The organism is Amycolatopsis sp. NPDC098790 (assembly GCF_044759945.1).
Taxonomy (GTDB): Bacteria; Actinomycetota; Actinomycetes; order Mycobacteriales; family Pseudonocardiaceae; genus Amycolatopsis.
Window position 1 is genome coordinate 2185045 of the sequence record NZ_JBIWAI010000002.1, and the last position, 18193, is coordinate 2203237.

The window sequence follows — 18193 nt, forward strand, 5'->3', positions numbered from 1 at the left end:
CGGAGGATCCATGTCCCGCACCCAAGGGCGCCATCGCATTTCCCGCAGAACCAAGATCGCGACCGGCGGCCTCGCCCTCGCGATCGCGGTCGGCGGCATCGTCGTCGCGACGACCACCGGCAACACCGGTGAAGCGAGCGCCGACGAGGCGAACCCCGCGTTCTTCGTCGACATCCTCAAGGTCCAGCCGAACCAGTTCGACCCGCGCCCGGTCTACGGCGCGTCGACCGGCACCTTCACCGTCGACTGCGGCCGCAACGAAAACGGCCACTTCAACCCCGACAACTTCATCGCCCAGCCCGGCGTCCGCAACGGCGCGCAGCACCTGCACGACTACGTCGGCAACCTCTCGACGAACGCCGACTCGAACAACAAGAGCCTCGCCCGGGCCGGCACCACGTGCCGCAACGGCGACAAGTCCGCCTACTTCTGGCCGGTCGTGCGCATCGACACCGGCGAAGAGGAGAAGAACGAGCCCGCGAAGAAGCCCGACGGCGACCGCGCGCAGGCCGACCAGGAGGCCAAGACCGTCCAGGTCGCCTGCCCGGACGTCGCCAGCAAGCTCGCCGACGTTCCCGACCAGGCGATGGCCGAGGTGGACAGCAACCTCGACCAGCTCGACACGCAGACCGACGAGGCCAACCAGCGCGTCGCGCAGACGCAGGGCCAGGGCGGCGCGAACTTCGTCCAGAACGCGATCCTGAACCCGCTCAAGGACCGGCGCGCCGCGATCCTCGAGCGGATCGCCACGATCATCGGCCGGTTCGCGCCGAAGCCGCAGGACCTCGGCGGCCTCGCGCCGTGCGCGCCGAAGCCGGGCAAGGACACCGGCACGCCCACCCCGCCGCCGAGCACGACGGCGGGCGGCGCGCTGCCCGAGCAGGACGAGAACAACGAGCTGCCGGGCAACGACGGCAAGATCCTGCGCCCGCAGAAGGTCCAGATCACCTTCCGCGGCAGCCCAGTCGGCAAGGTCGTGGCGATGCCGAAGTTCCTGCGCGTGCTCTACGGCGACGCGAAGGTCTCGACCAACGGGCCTGCCAACGCCCGGGCGAGCTGGACGTGCACCGGGTTCGAGAACCGCGTCACGGACAAGTACCCGATCTGCCCGCAGAACAGCAAGGTCAAGCGGGTCCACACGTTCCCGAGCTGCTGGGACGGCAAGAACACCGACAGCGCCAACCACCGCACGCACATCGTGTTCCCGGACCAGTTCGGCCGGTGCGCCAAGGGGTTCAAGGCCGTGCCGCAGCTGCAGATCTCGCTGACCTACGACATCCCGCACGACATCCAGGTCAAGAAGCAGTACAAAGTGGACGCTTTCCCGCAGGAGAAGCACAACCCGTTCTCCGACCACGACGACTTCGCCAACGTGATGTCGCAGCGGATCATGAACGGGCTGGTCAACTGCGTGAACCGCGGCAGGACCTGCCGGGCCTGACCACAAAGGACAAACCAGGACACGAACGCCGAGCGCCCCGTCACCCCTTGCGGGTGGCGGGGCGCTCTCGCGCGCGGGCGCGGGTGGTCGTCACGTCCGGACCCGTGCATTCCGCACGCCCCGTCCGTGAGGCACGCGGGCCGCGGTCGTGCGGACCGCATTCCAGAAGACGTCACGGTGCACGCCCGGACCGCAGACTTCTTCACGTCACCCCGTCCCGGAATCCACACCGGCGACACTCCACAACACACAGGAGGAAACCTTGATCTCGACCTTCGAGCGCCCCGCCGCCGTCGTCGTCCACAACCGCGCCGTGGTCCACAACCGCGCGGTCGTCCACAACCGCGCCGTGGTCCACAACCGCGCCGTCGTCCACAACCGCGCTTCCGCGAAGTAGCCGAATCGCCCGTCCTGCCGCAAACGTGCCGCGGCCCCACCCCCGGGGCCGCGGCACGGCCGTATCCGACAAGGGGTCCGCCATGCCTTCCGACGACGTCCGCCTGGAACTGACCGGGGTCGAGCTCCACGACCTCGAGCCGGCACTGTGCCTGCTCATCACGCCGAACGGCGGCCAGTACTCGATCGCGGCACCGACCGCGGAGTTCCGCGCGTGGATCGCGCGCTGCGACGGCACCCGCACCCGCGCCGAGCTGCTCGCCGGGATGGCCCCCGAGTACGCGGAAGTGCTGGACGTCCTCGAGGAGGACGGCAGCCTCCGCCCCGTCACCGCCGCCGGCGGCGCCCGGCGCGCCGCCTCGACCACCGTTCTCATCGCCGGCACACCCGAGCTCACCGCGCCGCTCGCGCGGATCCTCGCGCCGGCGGGGTACGCCCGCGTCGAGACCCTTTCCGGCTTCGACGGCCCCTTCCCCATCGATCCGGCCGACACCGTCGTCGTCGCCGCGTTCACCCATCCGGCGTATTCCGAACTCACCGCCCTCGACGCGTATTGCGCGGACCGCGGCCTGCGCCTGCTGCCGTTCCGCTGCGAACGCGGTCAGGGCATCGCCGGCCCCGCGATCACGCCCGGCGGCACCGGACCCGACTTCACCGACGTCCTCGCCCGGCGCCGGTCCGCGGCGCTCGATCCGCGCGTGCTCGACGCCTTCGCCACCGCGGACCCGCCGTCCGGCCGGCGGTTCCGGCCCGGCGACGCCCGATGGATGCTGACCGTGCTCGCCGTCCAGCTCGAACGCTGGCTCGCCGGCGAGCCCACCGAGACGACCGCCGGCGAGCTCGAGATCGACCCCGTCCGGCTGAACGTGCTCCCCCGGCCCGTGTTGCCGGTGCCGGACCGCCCCCGCCCGGTCGAACCCCGCGGCCCGCGGCCGGACCTGCTCGTCGACGACCGGACCGGCATCGTGACCGCGGTCCACGAACTCCCGCCGGCCCCCGGCATGCCCGCGCGCCTGCGGGTGTGCGCCGTGGACGTCGCGGACATGCGCCGCGTCGTGGACTGGCCCAACGACCGCCAGGCGTTCGGCACGTCCTGGCACGACTTCGACGCCGCCCGCGACTCGGCGATCGGAGAGGCCATCGAACGCTACTGCGGCAGCTGGCTGGCCCCGGAACGCGAGATCCGGCGCGCCAGCTACCTGCAGTTGTGCCGCGAAGGCGTCCCGGCACTCGACCCGCGCCGCCTGAACCTGTACTCGCCGAGGCAGTACGCCTCGCCGGGGTTCCCCTTCGCGCCCCTGACGCCCGGAACGGAATGCGCGTGGATCGAAGCGTTCTCGCACACCACGGGGGAAGTCGTCTGGATCCCGGCCTGCCTCGTCTCGCAAGAGGCCGACGGCGGCCGGTTCACCGATCCCCTGATCGCCGGGCTGGCCGGCGGCACCAGCGCGGAACACGCCGTGACGTCCGGGCTGGAAGAGGTGCTCGAACGCGACACGACGATGCTGTGGTGGGCCAACACCCCGCGGCTGCCCCGGCTTGCTGTCCCGGCCGAAATCCGGGCGCTGATCGCCGACACCGCCGACACCTACGACGTCACGCTGATCCCGCTGGACAACGAGTTCGGCGTCCCGATCGTCGCCGCGGCCGTGCTCGACCGCGTCCGGCGCTGGCTGTCCATCGGCTTCGCCACCCGTCCCGACGCGTTCGAAGCGGCGAAGAAGGCCCTCGCCGAAGGGTTCACCCTGCAGCACACCTGCCTCGCCCTCGACGACGAGCGCGAGCTCGCCGGGATGCAGGCGGACCTGCCGCACCTGGCCAACCTGAAGCCGCACCGCGCCGACCGGCGCTACCTCGACTCCTACCGCGAAGACTTCCGCGACGTCGTGGACCTGCTGTGCCAGCAGCAGGTCTACCTCGACCCGCGGGCCGCGACGCGCGTGGCTCCGTGGGTGCGCGACCTGCCGGTCCGCCCGTGGGAGGGTCTGCCGGCCCTGGGCGAACGACGGCTCAAGGCCTACCGGGAACGCGTGGAAGAGCGCGGGTTCGAAGTGATCAGCGTCGACCTCACCACCCGGGACGTCGCGGCCGCCGGGTTCCACGCGGCGCACACGATCGTGCCGGGGCTGGTCTCCAACTTCCCCGCCGGGCTGCCGTACTGGGGCGACGGCCGGATCCGCCGCGCGGCCGTCGACCTCGGCTGGCGGACCCGGCCCCTGACCGAAGAGCGGCTGAACACCTTCCCGCTCCCGCACGCGTGAGGGTCGCGATGGCCGTCACCGAACTGCTCGGCCTGCCGCGTACCCGCGGCCGGCTGCCCCTGGTCGCCGCGCAGGCCGTCGACGCGCTGGGCACCGGCTTGTTCCTCCCGTTCGCGGTCGTGTACTTCCACGCGGCGAAGGACCTCCCGCTGCCGGCGGTCGGTGGTGCACTGTCGGCCGCCGCCCTGCTGGCACTGCCCGCGGGGCCGCTCGCCGGCCCGCTCGTCGACCGGCTCGGTGCCCGGCGGGTCGTCGTCATCGCGAACCTGCTGCGGGTGTTCACCTTCGCCGGCTACGTCGTCGCGGGATCCCTGTGGCAGCTGATCGTCCTCGCCGCTCTGACCTTCTGGGGCGAGGGGTTGTTCTGGCCCGCGTCGGGCGCGCTCGTGGCGCAGGTGGCCGACGACGGCCAGCGCGCCCGCTGGTACGCGATGGACCGCGCGCTGCGCAACGTCGGCATCGGCGCGGGTGGCCTGGCGGGCGGCCTGCTCGTCGCCTGGGGCGGAACCGGCGGCTACACCGCGATCGTCCTGGCGAACGCGGCGACGTTCCTGGTCGCGGCCGGGCTGGTCGCGTCGTGGCGGGGACCCGCCGCCGCTCCCGCGCCACCACCCCTCGAACGGGCGGCCCGCGGGGGTTACCGCGCCGTGCTCGCCGACCGGGCCTTCCGGCGCGTGCTGGTGACCGTCTTCGTGTTCGCCCTCTGCGACCTGGCGCTGACCGTGCTGCTCAGCGCCTACGTGATCGACACCCTCGGCCTGCCTTCGTGGCAGCCCGGAGTCCTGTTCGCCCTCAACACCGTGCTGGTGGTGGTCGGCCAGACGGTGGTGGCGAGCCGGCTGGAGGGGCACCGCAAGCCGCGGGTGCTGCAGGTCGCGGCCGCGGTGTGGGTCCTGTCGTTCGCGCTGTTCGCGGTGGTGCCCCAGGTCGTGCCCGGTGCTGCCCTCGTCGTGCTCACGGTGGCGACCGCGGTGTTCACCGCCGCCGAGCTGCTGCAGGCGCCGACGAGCAGCGCGCTCACCGTCGCGCTGGCACCGGCCCACCTGCGGGGGCGCTACTTCGGCCTGGAAGAGCTGCTGTGGGGCGCCGCGAGGGTGGTCGCCCCGGTCACGTTCACCGCTTTGCTCGCCGGGAGCGCGTGGCTGCCGTGGCTCGTGCTCGCCGGGTGCTGCGCACTGGCGTTCACCGTCCTGAAAGGATTGGAGCCGGTCGCGGCGCGGGCGGCCCGGGCCGAGGAGGCGGCGAATGCGTGACCCGCTGGCGGAGTTCGAAGGCGCCTACCTCTCGGTCTACCGCGAACCGCCGTACCGGGAGGACGCCGCGGACGCCGCCCGCTTCCGCGAAACCATGGCCCGGCACTCGCGGCTGCCGGAGTTCGCCGTGACGACCGTGCGCGTCGGTGACGAACTCGGCGGGTTCGCCTACGGAGTCGGTCGCGAAGCCGGCTGGTGGCACCCGGCTGCCGCGTCGCCGGCACCGCGGTCACTGGCCGGCACGCCGCTGTTCTACGTCTACGAACTCGCCGTGCTGCCCGGCTTGCGCGGCCGGGGACACGGCGGTGGGCTGCTGCGCGACCTGCTCGCCGGCCGTTCCGAGCCGGTCGCGGTCCTGGCGGCGGCGACCGCGGCGCCGGCGTACGAGATGTACCGGCGGTGGGGCTGGGAACGGGTGGGGGCGCTCACGCCGGGTTCGGTCGACTTGCTCGCTTTGTCACTGCCCGTTCGGTCTCGTGGCGAGACTTGCCGGGCGTGACGCGGTTTACTGACCGGCATGGTCACCGGTGACGAGGTCCGCGCGTTCGCATTGACGCTCCCCCGCGCCTACGAAGCCGTCGTGCGGGACCGGCCCAAGTTCCGGGTCGGGCAGATCGTGTTCGTGGCGCTGTCGCGGGACGAGACCGTGATGGGCTTCGGCTACCCGCGCGACCAGCGGGACGCCCTGGTCGCCGGCGAACCGGAGAAGTTCCTGATGCCCGAGCCGTCCGACCTGCGCTACCAGTGGGTCCAATGCCGGCTCGCGGCGATCGACGTCGAAGAGATGCGCGAACTCGTCCTCGACGCGTGGCGGATGTGCGTGCCGAAGAAGGTCTGGAACGCCTACGCGGAGGCGCACTCGCTCTGAGCGAGCGTCTCCTCGGTCACCACCCGCAGCCCGGCCACGACGGCGAAGGCCAGCACGGCCATCACCACGAACACCGTGCGCAGCCCCGAAACCTGGGCGATCGCGCCGCCCGCGAGCGCGCCGAGGGACTTCGTGCCCCACGCGACCAGGCGGTGGCTGCTGTTGAGCCGGCCCAGGAGCCGGTCCGGCGTGAGGCGCTGGCGCAGCGACACCATGACCACGTTGGACACCATGATGCCCACGCCGCCGAGGAAGAAGCCCGCGCCGACGGCGTACGGGTTCGCGGTCACCGCGAGCGTGCCGACCGAGAGCCCGCCCGCGAGCCAGGAGATCCACAACGCGCGGATGCGGCCCAGGCGGCGTTCGACCGCTTCGGCGAGCAGCGACCCGGTCAGCCCGCCCGCGGCGCTCGTGGCCATCAGCAGGCCGAACGCCGGCGCGGACAGGCCCATCGCCGAGCCGGGGCCGACCGCGTAGAGGACGAGGACGGCGAAGGTCGCCCCGGTGGCGAAGTTGAACGTGCCGACCATGACCGAGAAGGTCCGCAAAACCTTGTGCTGCACCAGGAAACGCAGTCCTTCGGCGATGTCCGCGCGCAGGCTGGTGCGCTTCTCGCGCGGGATCCGGTACTCGCCGCGCACGAGCAGCAGGGCCGCGACGGCGACGGCCCACAGCGCCACCGGTGTCACGAGCGCGGCGACGACCCCGGCCGCGGCCAGCACGCCGGCGAGCGGCGGCCCGGCGAACTCGTTGGCGGTCTGCTCGGCGGCGAACATCCGGCCGTTGGCGCGGGGCAGCTCCGCGCGTCCGACGACCTGCGGGACGATCGACTGCGCCGCGGTGTCGTAGACGGTCTCCGCGCAGCCGACCCCGATGGCGGCGACGTAGAGCGCCCAAATCGAGCCCGCGCCGAAGGCGGTCAGCAGCGTCACGACGGCGAGGAGCCCGCCCCGGACGAGGTTGGCGGCGAGCATCGCCCGGCGGCGGTCGAGCCGGTCGACCAGCGCGCCGGCGGGCAGCGCGAGGAGCAGCCACGGCAGGCTGAAGGCGAAGGCGAGCCCGGCGACGAGGGCGGGCTCGCGGGTGTAGCCGACCGCGATGAGCGGCAGGGCGACCTTCAGGACGCCGTCGGCGAGGCTCGACAAGCCGGCGGCCGTCCACAGCCGCCAAAACGCGGTGGTCATGGATGGAGGATCGCACATCGATGGAGTTTTCTCCATCGATGTGACGCTATTCCATCGATGGACTACGCTCCGCTCATGACGGAACCCCGCCGGCGGCGCCCGGCGACGCCGGAGGAGGCCAAGGCCCTCGGCCACCCGCTGCGGCTGCGCATCATGCGGTTGTGCCTGGTCGAGGAGCTGACGAACAAGCAGCTGGCCGACCGCCTCGACCGCGACCCGGGCACGGTCCTGCACCACGTCCGCCAGCTGGTGGCGGCGGGCCTGCTGGAGCCGGCCCCGGTTCGCACGGGGGCGAGCGGAGCGCTGGAGAAGCCGTACCGGTCGAACGGCGAGACGTGGTGGCTGGACGGGCCGCTGGCCGAAGCCGACGCGGAGACGCGGTTCGCGCCGATCGAGATCTTCCAGGAGGAGATCCGGGCGGCGGGGCCGGAGTCGGTGGCGGTGCACGAGAAGTTCCTGCTGCACCTCTCCCCCGACGAGATCGAGGAGCTGGACCGCCGCATCCTGGCGGTGCTGGACGAGTACGTGGCCACCGACCACGAACGCCGTGACCGGCCGGCGATCGGCGGGATCTTCGTGCTGCACCACCTGGTCGACCCGGAACGTCGATGAATTTCCGCGTCGCGCCGTTTTCCGATTCCGATTGACGACGGCGGAATCGTTACGGGAACGCCCTTACCTCCGATGGATCGAGCAGGACAATCCGCTCGGAGGTGGTCCGGATGGACCCGATCAGCCTGATCGTGGGCGTGCTCGTGCAAGGCCTGCTGGAAGGCGTCAAGGATTCGGCGCGCGAAGCCGTGACCGACGGCGCCCGCGCATTGCGGGAATCGATCACCCGCCGGTACGGCGGCCAGGTCGCGCGCAGCGTGGAACTGCTGGAACAGCACCCGGAATCGGCGCAGTGCCGCGAAGCCGTCGCCCGGGAGCTGCGGAACGCGGGCGCGGACAACGATCCCCGGCTCCTCGCGCTGGCCGAGCGGTTGCACGCCCTCGTCGAAGCGCCGGACCGAGCGCTCGCCGAAGACCCGGTCGAGCGGGTGCAGCGGTCGAGCGCGCTGGGCGCGATCCGGCAGATGCTCGACGGGCACATCACCCAGGTGCTCGCGGTCCGGGCCCGGCACAGCGTCGAGGTGACCGACCTGCTGAGCGCGAACATCGGCCGCAACCCGGCGATCGACCAGCAGGTGCGCGCCGACGTCGCCGGGCTGCACGCGCGGATCCGGACCGTCATCGAGCAGGTCGCCGAGCACATCGAAAACCAGCGCTACCAGGACGTCGAGGCCGCGGTCCGGGTCCTCCCGGCGGGCTACGCCGAGCGCGAATGGGCGTACCGGCTCGTGCAGACGGAGAAGCGGATGCACGTCTCGTACGAGTCGCTGCGGCTGACGGTGGAGTTCTTGAGCGCGCTCAACCAGAGCATCCTGAGCCGGATCGAGCGGGAGCAGTCGGCGCAGCGGCTGTCGGACATGATGTTCGGCAACGCGATCGTCATCTACGAGCTGACGGACTTCGTGATCGGCTACGTCGCCGGCTTCGCCTTGAGCGGCGACCTCGACCAGCTGCACCGCGAGGCACGGGACCGGGTCGACCAGACCCGGGCGGAGCAGCGGGCGCTCGAAGAACGATTGCGCGGCGAAAACGTCCCGGCCGCGATGCGCGAACAGGTCCTGGACGACATCCGCAACCGCGAAGCCGCGTTTCGCGAAATCGATCGCGAATGGGACAAGTACCTCGGAGAAGTGCGGGAAATGCGGGAGAAGGCCGAAGGAACGCGGGCGATCCTGCCCGCATTGGAGATCTTCCGCGACAACGCGCGCATTCAGATCATGACGCTGCAGCTGGTGGCGATGCTGCGGGTGCTGAAGCAGAATTCGGCGTCGTTGCGGAGCACGGTGGACACTTTGCAGGGGTTCCGGCTCGCCCCGCTGTCGCCGACCCGGGTGCACCGCCTGCTGGGTATGGAGGCGAACGAGCCGTGACCGAGGACTACGCCGGGATGCCGCTGCCGGAGCTGGAGGCGTTGGTGCGCAGCGGGGATCTCTCGCCGGCTCGCCGGCAGGCGGTCGAGGCCGAGCTGGGTCGGCGGTACGCGGAGAAGTGGCGGGGGTCCGCCGGATCGACGCCTCCGCCGGGCACGCCCGGGCAGCCGCCACACCCAGGATGGTCCGGCGCGCCGCCGGCCGAGCCGGGGCAGGCGCCGTATCCGGGACAGTTCGGCGCACGCTCGGCCGAGCCGGGGCAGGCGCCGCATCCAGGACAGTTCGGCGCGCCGCCGGCCGAGCCGGGGCAGGCGCCGTATGGGGCTGCGCCTGGCCTGCCCTCGGCCCAGCCCGGCACGCCGTCGGCCCGGCCGCAGCCGGGGCCTTACCCGCCGGGTTGGCGCCCGGGCCCCGCCGCCGGCACACCGGCGAAGACTTCCGGCTTGGCCAAGCCGCTCGGCTGCCTGGCCGCGTTCCTGGTGGCGGCCGTGGTCGTGGTGGTGGTCGTGCTCATCGTCGACGGCGGAAGCACGCCACCGCCGACGACCGGCACGCAGTGCGTCACCCAGCTCGGCACGTGCCCGATGGTGCAGTCCCTGCCGGTCGGCGTGTCCTGCGTGTGCCGCACCCCGGACGGCGACATCGAGGGCGTGGTCACCTAGCGGCGACGGTCACCCGACGCCGCCCCTGCCCGAGGGAGGTGGGCAGGGGCCGCGCGTCGGAGTCGGTGGCCGGGCGACCAGGCGGGTCTCGCCGCCCCTAGAGCCGGCGAGACCCGCTCCCGCTTCAGCGGGTCAGTGGTTCACCTTGAACCACGGCTGCGACCAGCCGAGGTACGTCTGGCCCCACTTGCTCTTGATCTGCGCGATCGTCGTCTCCGTGTACGTGCCCGCGCCGTTGATGTCGTTCGACAGGAACTTGCCGCCGCCGATGGAGATCATCGTGTGGCCCGCGCCGCCGTTGGAGAAGAACGCCAGGCCGCCCGCCGGGACGTCCGTGCTGTTCGGGTGCTTGTACTGGCTGGGGATCTGCGTCCAGTGCACGTACGCCGTGGTCGAGCCGCTCGCGGTGAAGCCGTAGTTCTGGGCGTTGATGCGGTCGCACCAGCCGTCGTAGGACGAGTCGTAGCTCGTGTGGACCCGCGACTTCGCCTTCGTGACCGCCTGGGCGCACGTGTTCGGGTCGCCCAGCCCGGAGGTCGAACACACGTCGGCGGGGACGGTCGGCACGTCGGTGCAGTCCGGCGCGATCCGGCCGTCGGAGCCGGTGTAGACGTAGGTGTCGGTGATGTAGCCGCCCGGCACGTGGTCCCAGATGTTGCTGGTGCCGTACTTGCCGGTGACGGTCTCGCCGGTGGTCTGGCAGTCGATGTCCACGGCGGTGCCGTCGGCGACCGTGCCCGCCGAGCCCGCGCTCGTGCTGGGCGCCGAACGCACGGTCAGCGGCGCACCCGAGTCGGTGTGCACGGTGCCCGTCGCGGCCAGGGCCGGGGTGGCGCCGACCAGCACGATCGACGCGGCGATGCCGACGACGCCCGCCGCACGCTTCCCGATCCGAATTCTCATTTGTCCGTCCTCCAGTCGTGGTGTGCGGACAGAATGGCGCCCGGCGATACAAGCTCCGTACAAAAGCCGGGGCGACGTCTGGAGATGCGGCAAAAAGGACGAAGCCCCGCCGGGAAGCGGGGCTTCGTCACGAGAGAAGTCAGGCCAGGTACTCGGCCGCCGCGCGCAGGCTGACGTACGAGCCGCTGAACGTGTCGATCCGCGGCCCGTCGCCGTCCGGTGGCCCCGGTACCCCGGTCTCCACCCTGATGAAGTCCACAGTGGACAACGCGGCCAGCAGCTCGCGCACCCGCGGGTGCCGGTGGGCCTCCCGGGTGACCACGACGACGCTGCGGACGTCCCGCGCCGCTTCCAGCACCGCGGCCGCGTCGTCCGGCGTCGCGGTCAGCGTCCGCGTGCCCGGCACCAGCTCGGCCAGGTGCGCGCCGAGGCCCCACGGCATCGGGCCGGCCGCGATGGTCGGCTCGGTCTGGACGTCGACCACCAGCGGCGGGCCGGCCAGCTTCGGCGAGCCCTGGACGCGCAGCGCCTTGCGGGCCGCCTCGAGCCCCAGCCGGCGATCGACCGGGCCCACCGAAGCCGGCGCCGGGTCCGTGCCCAGCGCCGCCGTCCGCTCGGCCGCCTCCGCCAGCCGCTCCAGCGGCAGCTCCCCCGCCGCGACCGCGGCCACGATCGCCGACACGCACGCGTCCAACGCGGGAGCCTCGAACGCCGCACCGCCGAGGCACAGCGCGTCCGCGCCCGCCGCCAGGGCCCGGATGGCGGAGCGGCCGAGGCCGTCGTGCCGCCCGTACGCCCCCGACACCGCGCCCATCTCGAGCGCGTCGGTGATGACCGCGCCCGTGAAGCCGAGCTCGCCGCGCAGGACGTCGGTGAGCGCGACCCGGTTGAGCGTCGCCGGCTCGTCGCCCCACGCGCGGACGACCAGGTGGCCCGACATCACCGAGCGGACGCCGGCCCGGATCGCCGCGGCGAACGGCACCAGCTCGATCTCCCGCAGCTCCTCGACGGTCCGCGGCAGCACCGGCAGGGCCACGTGCGAGTCCTCGGTCGCGGCGCCGTGGCCCGGGAAGTGCTTCGCGCAGGCCGCGACGCCGTACTTCTGCAGGCCCGTCACGTACGCCGCGACGTGCGGCGACGCCTTCGCCGGGTCGGACCCGAACGCCCGGACGCCGATGATCGGATCCTCGGCCGCCAGGGTCAGGTCCGCGCACGGCGCCAGGTTCACCGTGACGCCGCAGGCCGCGAGCCGTTCGCCGAGCGCGGCGGCGACCGCCGTGGTCAGCTCCGGGTCGTCGGCCGCGCCGAGCGCCAGCGGGCCCGGCACGAACGAGCCGGTGTTCACGTCGAGGCGGGTGACGTCGCCGCCCTCTTCGTCGATGCCGACGACGACGCCGTCGCGTTCACCCCGCAGCTGCGCGGTGAGCGCCGCGACCTGCTCGTCGTCGACGACGTTGCGGCCGAACAGCACCACCCCGCCCAGCCCCTCGGCGACCCGGCGGCGGAGCCAGTCCGGCGCCGTGGTCCCGGCGAACCCCGGCAGGAGGACGGCCTCGGCGAGCTTCTCGGGAGACGACACCGGCTACCCCTTCACCGCGCCGGCGGTCGCGCCGGACACCAGCTTGCGTTGCACGAGCAGGAAGAAGACCAGCGCCGGGATCGCGTAGATGACCGACGCGGCCATCACCCCGCCCCAGTCGGTGGCGAACGCCGTGCGGAACGACGCCAGCCACACCGGCAGCGTCTCCTTCGGCTTGTCCCGGATGAACACCAGCGCGAACAGGTACTCGTTCCACGCCGTGATGAAGCTGAACACCGACGTCGTGACCAGGCCCGGCCCGAGCAGCGGCAGCGTCACCCGGCGGAACGCGCCGGTCTGGCTGCAGCCGTCGATCATCGCGGCCTCCTCCAGCTCGTACGGGATCCCGTTGACGAACCCGTAGAGCATCCAGACCGTGAACGGCAGCGTGGTCGCGAAGTAGATCAGCAGCAGCGACGGCAGCGTGTTGAGCAGCCCGGCGTCCCGCATCAGCAGGAACAGCGGGATGAACAGCGCCGACACCGGGGCCAGCTGCGCCACCATGACCAGCACCAGGAAGCCCCGGCGGCCGGTGAACCGCAGCCGCGACAGCGGGATCGCGGCCAGGGTCCCGGCGACCAGCGCGCACAGCACCGACCCGACCGTGACGATCAGGCTGTTCATCAGGTAGACCGGGAAGTTGTCCTTGCCCAGCGCCGTGGCGAAGTTGCCGAACGAGAACGACGTCGGGATCAGGTCGTACTTCGGCGACAGGATCTCACCCGGCGTGCGCAGCGACGTGACGAACATCCAGTACGTCGGGAAGACGATCAGCAGCGCGACGACCACCCCGACGACCGACAGCGCGACCCGCTGCGGCAGCGATTTCCTCACTTGAGATCACCTTCCGGGGTCCGGACCAGCAGCTGGATGTACCGCCCGGTGATGAGCGCGAGCACGATCAGCATGAGGGTCGCGATCGCGCCCGCCGCGCCGAAGTGGTTGCCCGCGATGCCCTTGAGGTACAGGACCACGGCCAGCGTGGTGCTCCCGCCGTCCGGGCCGCCTTCGCGGATCGCCCAGATCTGGGCGAACGCGTTGAAGTCCCAGAGGACCGACAGGAAGGTCACCATCGTGGTGATCGGCCGGATGGCGGGCCAGGTGACCGCGCGGAACGTCTGCCACGGCCCGGCGCCGTCGATGCCGGCGGCCTCGTACTGCTCACGCGGGACGCCGATGATGCCCGCGTACAGCGAGAACGTCACGAACGGCACGGCCTGCCACACGATGAGCAGCCCGATCACCGACAGCGTGCTGGCGCCGCTGGAGAACCACGAGAAGCCGATGAAGCCGTGGAAGCCCAGCCGGTCCAGGGTCTTGTTGAGGATGCCGTACTGCTCGTCGAAGATCCACTGGAACACCGTGGTCGTCGCGATCACCGGCGTCGCCCACGCGAGTACCAGCGTGACCTGCACGATGATCCGCACGACCGGGTCGAGGTGGCGCATGAGCACCGCCAGCAGCAGGCCGCCGAGGATGGTGGCGGCCACGACGGCGGCGGTGAAGACCAGGGTCCGGACGGTGATCGTCCAGAACTCCGGGTCCGACAGGGTGTTCGTGTAGTTGTCGAAGCCGATCCAGACCGTCTTGCCGGAGATCAGCTGGCCGATGTCGAGCTTGCGGAAACTGATCGCGAGCACCTGGACCAGAGGCCAGGCGAGCAGCACGAGGATCGCCGCGAGGGCGGGGAGGAGCAGCAGGTACGGGAGCACCCGGTCGCCGAACCGGCCCCGCCTGCGCTTCCTGGTCCCCGCGTCGCGCGGCGATGCCGGCGGGGTCGCCCCCGCCGGCATCGTCACATTCGCGGTCGCCGTCATCCGCCGATGAGCTTGTTCAGCGCTGCGTTGGCGTCGGCGGTCGCCTGGTCGAGCGTCTTCTTGCCGGTCAGGTACGCGGTCAGCATGTCCTTGACCGGGTTCTGGCCGGACTCCACGTCACCCCACTTGGGGCTGGCCGGCACGGCCTTGCCGTTGGCCGAAGCCTTCGCCATCACGCCGCCCAGCGGGTCCTTGTCCAGGCCGGTGAGGTCGGTCGACGTGCCGGGCACGACGCCGGCGGCGGCGAGCTGGCTCTGGTACTTCGGGCTGGAGAGCAGCTTGATGTACTCCTTCGCCGCGGCCACGTTCTTGCTGTTGGCCGGGATCGCCAGGTTGGAGCCGCCCAGGAAGACCGGGGCGCTCTGGCCGGCGTTCTTGCTGGGGATGGCGAAGGCGCCGGTCTTGGCGGTCAGGCTCGGGTCGGTCTTCGCCGCCGTCGCCAGCTCCCACGGGAGACCGATCATCATGGCCACCTTGCCGGCGCCGTAGACGGTCGCCTGCTGCGGCTTGGCCTCGTCGGCGTCCTTCGGGGCCTTGGTGCCGGAGGTGTCGACGAGCTTCTTGTAGAAGTCGAGACCCGCCTTGGCGCCCGCGCCGTCCAGCGTCGCCTTGTAGTTCTTGCCGTCGGCCTGGGCGATGTCACCGCCGTTGTCCCAGATGAACGACAGCAGCGCGTACCAGTTCTGGCCCGGCATGTACAGCGCCTGGAAGTCGGGGTCCGAGCCGAACTTCGTCTTCAGCTTGGTGATCGCGTCGACCCACTCGTCGTTCGACGTCGGCGGCTTGGCGATGCCGGCCTGCTCGAACATGTCCTTGCGGTAGATGACCTCGCGGTTGGCCGCGTAGAACGGGACGCCGTAGACCTTGCCGTCGTAGGTGCCCGAGTCGGCGAGGCCCTTGAGCCACTGCGCGCCGTTGAAGCTGTCCTTGTCCCCGGTCAGGTCGGTCAGCACGCCTTCCTGCGCGGCGAACGCCGCGGTCTGCGTGTTGCCGATCTCGATGACGTCCGGCGGCGCGCCGCTGGCCAGCGCGGTGGTCAGCTTCTGCTGGATGCCGTCCCACTGCTGGATCTCGTACTTGACCTTGGCACCGGGGTGCGCGGCCTCGAACTCCTTGTTGAGCGCGTCGGTCAGCGTGGTGGGCGCCGAGCCCGTCATCAGCCAGACCGTGACGTCGCCGGTGATCTGCGCGGGAGCACCGCTCGGCGAAGCGGCGGTGTCCGTGCCGCTGGAGCCCGCGCAGCCCGCGGTCGCGAGGGTGAGTGCGGCGGCGCCCGCCGCCAGCTTGAGCCAGCGTTTCACTCGATGCCGTCCTTTCCATGCCCGGCCACCGCGGCCGAGCGCCCCAAATGGTGTAGACCAATGTTGGGGTTAGAGTGGTACGTACCACAGGCGGTGTCAAGGCGGTTGCCGGAACGTTGTAAACCCACCGGGGAGTTGTACGCCGCGTAGCCGGGCGGTTACCGGGGATTGACGAGCGAGCGACGGAAGTCGTCCTGATAGGAAGGTGTCCGGGACTTTTTTCACGACAGGGCCGCGAAATCCGGTTCCCTGTTGCGCGCCGGTCCGGTGAAAACCGTGCCCGGAAAGGATTCTTGCCCGCGTTGAGGCCTGGCACAGGTCGACAACGTCCGGGTTTTCGCTGGTGACAGGACGGATTGACGGGGGCCCCGGACACACCCGGGCCGGCTCCGTGCGGAGCCGGCCCGGGGTGGACAGGAGGACTCCTACGGCTTGGGAGCCGCCTCCGGGGCCTTCACCCGCTCCAGCAGCAACTGCGCCACATCGCGGACGTCGACGTTCTCCGCCTTCTGCTCGCTCTGGCGCTGCACCAGCCCGTCCGTCAGCATCACCCGGCAGAACGGGCACCCCGTCACGATGGTCGAAGCGTCCGTCGCGATCGCCTCGTCCACGCGCTCCAGGTTGATGCGCTTGCCGATCTGCTCCTCCATCCACATGCGCGCGCCCCCGGCGCCGCAGCACAGCGCGCGGTCCGCGTGGCGGGGCATCTCCTCCAACGTCGCCCCCGTCGCGCCCACCAGCTCGCGGGGCGGGGTGTACACCTTGTTGTGGCGGCCCAGGTAGCACGGGTCGTGGTAGGTCACGCGCGGGCCGGCGTCCACCGGCGCCACCGGGGTCAGCTGACCGCCGCGGACCAGGCGGTTCAGCAGCTGCGTGTGGTGCACCACCTCGTAGTGCCCGTCCAGGTCCGGGTACTCGCGGCTCAGCGTGTTGAGGCAGTGCGGGCACGTCGTGACGATCTTGCGCAGCCGCGGCTCACGGCCCTCGAACACCGCGTTCAACGTCTCCGCCGTCTGCTGGGCCATCATCTGGAAGAGGAACTCGTTGCCCGCCCGGCGCGCCGGGTCGCCGGTGCAGGACTCCTCCTTGCCCAGCACCGTGTACTTGACGCCGGCTATGTGCAGCAGCTCCGCCGTCGCGCGGACCGTCTTGCGGGCCTGGTCGTCGAACGCTCCCGCGCAGCCGACCCAGTAGACGTACTCCACGTCCTCCGCGAGCTCGCCGTCGAACACCGGGACGTCGAAGCCGAGGTCCTTCGTCCAGGCCAGCCGCTCGGAGTTGTTCTGGCCCCACGGGTTGCCCTTGGTCTCCAGGTTCTTGAACAGCCCGCCCAGCTCGGTCGGGAACGCCGACTCGATCATCACCTGGTAGCGGCGCATGTCGACGATGTGGTCGACGTGCTCGATGTCCACCGGGCACTGCTCCACGCACGCCCCGCACGTGGTGCACGACCACAGCACGTCCGGGTCGATGACGCCGCCGTCGTCCTCCGGGCCGACCAGCGGGCGCGCGCCCTCGTGCTCGGTGCCCGCGAGGATGTAGGGCGCCTCCTCGAAGAGGTTGTCACGCAGGTTCATGATGACGAGCTTGGGCGACAACGGCTTCCCGGTGTTCCACGCCGGGCACTGCGACTGGCAGCGGCCGCACTCGGTGCACGTCGCGAAGTCGAGCATGCCCTTCCACGTGAAGTCGCCGATCTTGCCGCGGCCGAACGTGTCGTCCTCGCCCGGGTCCTCGAAGTCGATCGGCTTGCCGCCGGACTCCATCGGCAGCAGCGGGCCGAGCGCGTCCGGCAGCCGCTTCGCCGAGACGTTGATCGGCGCGACGAAGATGTGCAGGTGCTTGGAGTACAGCACGATCGACAGGAACACCAGCATGACGCCGATGTGCAGCAGCAGGCCGACCGTCTCGAGCACCTCGGTCGTCGAGTGCCCGAGCGGTTCCAGGAGGTTCCCGACGCCGAGCGAGACGTACGCGCCCGAGTCGTACGGGAAGTTGCCGGACGCCGAAGACGCGCCGCGGAAGAAGAACATCGTCCAGACGACGTTGAAGATCATGACCAGGATCAGCCAAGCGCCGCCGGTGTGCGAGCCGTAGAAGCGGGACGCGCGGTCGCGGCGCTCCGGCGCCTGGCGGATCCGGATCACCGCGAACACGCCCAGCGACACGGCCACCATCACGGCGATGAAGTCCTGCAGGAAGCCGAGCACCGCCCAGTGGCCGATCCACGGGATGGCGAACTTCTCGTCGAACAGCGCGCCGTACGCCTCGAGGTACACCGAAGCGAGGATCACGAAGCCCCAGAACGTGAAGAAGTGCGCCAGGCCGGGTACCGACCACTTCAGCAGCTTGCGCTGGCCGAACACCTCGCGCACCTGGGCGAACACGCGCGCGCCCAGGTCGTCGGACCGTTTGGTGTCGGGCTGGCCTGCCTTGATCAGCCGGTGCAGGAACGCCACCCGCTTGCCGGCGACGGCGAGGCCGACGACGGTCATGAGCAGGCCGAGGATGAGACGAACGAGCACGAGTCCTCCGTGACGTGCTGG

Annotated in this window: 16 protein-coding genes; 9 read left to right on the forward strand and 7 right to left on the reverse strand. The window is 71.3% G+C overall.

The genetic code is table 11. The annotated features are described in order from the left end of the window. The first annotated feature begins 10 nt into the window (after window positions 1–10). The 6 genes from ACIQWX_RS23770 (at window position 11) to ACIQWX_RS23795 (ending at window position 6219) form a co-directional block, all read left to right on the forward strand. Entirely contained in the window at window positions 11–1441 is a 1431-nt protein-coding gene (locus ACIQWX_RS23770) for a DUF1996 domain-containing protein (RefSeq protein WP_400874828.1), read from the forward strand. 262 nt (window positions 1442–1703) lie between these two features. Further along, window positions 1704–1838, forward strand: coding sequence for a hypothetical protein (locus ACIQWX_RS23775; protein WP_400874830.1), 135 nt, complete (start codon window positions 1704–1706; stop codon window positions 1836–1838). 82 nt (window positions 1839–1920) lie between these two features. Next, a complete protein-coding gene (locus tag ACIQWX_RS23780) occupies window positions 1921–4098 on the forward strand; it encodes a YcaO-like family protein (RefSeq protein WP_400874832.1) in 2178 nt (725 codons plus the stop codon). 8 nt (window positions 4099–4106) lie between these two features. Continuing rightward, window positions 4107–5351 carry an MFS transporter gene (locus tag ACIQWX_RS23785; protein WP_400874834.1) on the forward strand — a complete coding sequence of 415 codons (1245 nt, stop codon included), beginning with the start codon at window positions 4107–4109 and terminating at the stop codon, window positions 5349–5351. Then, window positions 5344–5850 (forward strand): GNAT family N-acetyltransferase, encoded by a 507-nt coding sequence (locus ACIQWX_RS23790; protein ID WP_400874837.1) that lies wholly within the window; start codon window positions 5344–5346, stop codon window positions 5848–5850. The genes ACIQWX_RS23785 and ACIQWX_RS23790 overlap by 8 nt, the downstream gene beginning before the upstream one ends. Window positions 5851–5868: 18 nt before the next feature. Then, complete coding sequence (locus tag ACIQWX_RS23795) at window positions 5869–6219, forward strand: MmcQ/YjbR family DNA-binding protein (protein WP_400874839.1); 351 nt, start codon at window positions 5869–5871, stop codon at window positions 6217–6219. Here the strand turns inward: ACIQWX_RS23795 and ACIQWX_RS23800 are convergent. Next, window positions 6195–7403, reverse strand: a complete 1209-nt coding sequence (locus ACIQWX_RS23800) for an MFS transporter (protein ID WP_400874842.1) — start codon at window positions 7401–7403, stop codon at window positions 6195–6197. The genes ACIQWX_RS23795 and ACIQWX_RS23800 overlap by 25 nt on opposite strands. Window positions 7404–7478: 75 nt before the next feature. Here ACIQWX_RS23800 and ACIQWX_RS23805 point away from each other — a divergent pair, with 75 nt between their 5' ends. The 3 genes from ACIQWX_RS23805 (at window position 7479) to ACIQWX_RS23815 (ending at window position 10047) form a co-directional block, all read left to right on the forward strand. Continuing rightward, on the forward strand, window positions 7479–8015 hold the full coding sequence (locus ACIQWX_RS23805) for an ArsR/SmtB family transcription factor (RefSeq protein WP_400874845.1): 537 nt from the start codon (window positions 7479–7481) through the stop codon (window positions 8013–8015). Window positions 8016–8125: 110 nt separating this feature from the next. Next, window positions 8126–9385: a hypothetical protein gene (locus ACIQWX_RS23810; RefSeq protein ID WP_400874848.1), complete on the forward strand. Its 1260-nt coding sequence runs from the start codon at window positions 8126–8128 to the stop codon at window positions 9383–9385. After that, a complete protein-coding gene (locus ACIQWX_RS23815; RefSeq protein WP_400874852.1) occupies window positions 9382–10047 on the forward strand; it encodes a hypothetical protein in 666 nt (221 codons plus the stop codon). Before ACIQWX_RS23810 ends, ACIQWX_RS23815 begins: the two co-directional genes overlap by 4 nt. Window positions 10048–10179: 132 nt before the next feature. On the opposite strand, the gene ACIQWX_RS23820 is transcribed toward ACIQWX_RS23815, so the two are convergent. The 6 genes from ACIQWX_RS23820 to ACIQWX_RS23845 all read right to left on the reverse strand — a co-directional run bounded on the left by ACIQWX_RS23820 (window position 10180) and on the right by ACIQWX_RS23845 (window position 18172). Beyond that, window positions 10180–10950: an SH3 domain-containing protein gene (locus ACIQWX_RS23820; RefSeq protein WP_400874855.1), complete on the reverse strand. Its 771-nt coding sequence runs from the start codon at window positions 10948–10950 to the stop codon at window positions 10180–10182. A gap of 139 nt (window positions 10951–11089) precedes the next feature. Continuing rightward, on the reverse strand, window positions 11090–12529 hold the full coding sequence (locus tag ACIQWX_RS23825) for a glycoside hydrolase family 3 protein (protein WP_400874858.1): 1440 nt from the start codon (window positions 12527–12529) through the stop codon (window positions 11090–11092). 3 nt (window positions 12530–12532) lie between these two features. After that, window positions 12533–13363, reverse strand: coding sequence for a carbohydrate ABC transporter permease (locus tag ACIQWX_RS23830; protein WP_400874861.1), 831 nt, complete (start codon window positions 13361–13363; stop codon window positions 12533–12535). Further along, entirely contained in the window at window positions 13360–14346 is a 987-nt protein-coding gene (locus ACIQWX_RS23835) for a carbohydrate ABC transporter permease (RefSeq protein ID WP_400874864.1), read from the reverse strand. The genes ACIQWX_RS23830 and ACIQWX_RS23835 overlap by 4 nt, the downstream gene beginning before the upstream one ends. Continuing rightward, complete coding sequence (locus ACIQWX_RS23840) at window positions 14343–15647, reverse strand: sugar ABC transporter substrate-binding protein (RefSeq protein WP_400874867.1); 1305 nt, start codon at window positions 15645–15647, stop codon at window positions 14343–14345. Before ACIQWX_RS23840 ends, ACIQWX_RS23835 begins: the two co-directional genes overlap by 4 nt. A gap of 425 nt (window positions 15648–16072) precedes the next feature. Further along, the gene (locus tag ACIQWX_RS23845) at window positions 16073–18172 is read right to left on the reverse strand and encodes a (Fe-S)-binding protein (protein WP_400874871.1); all 2100 of its coding nucleotides are present in this window, start codon (window positions 18170–18172) and stop codon (window positions 16073–16075) included. Between the last annotated feature and the right edge of the window lie 21 nt (window positions 18173–18193).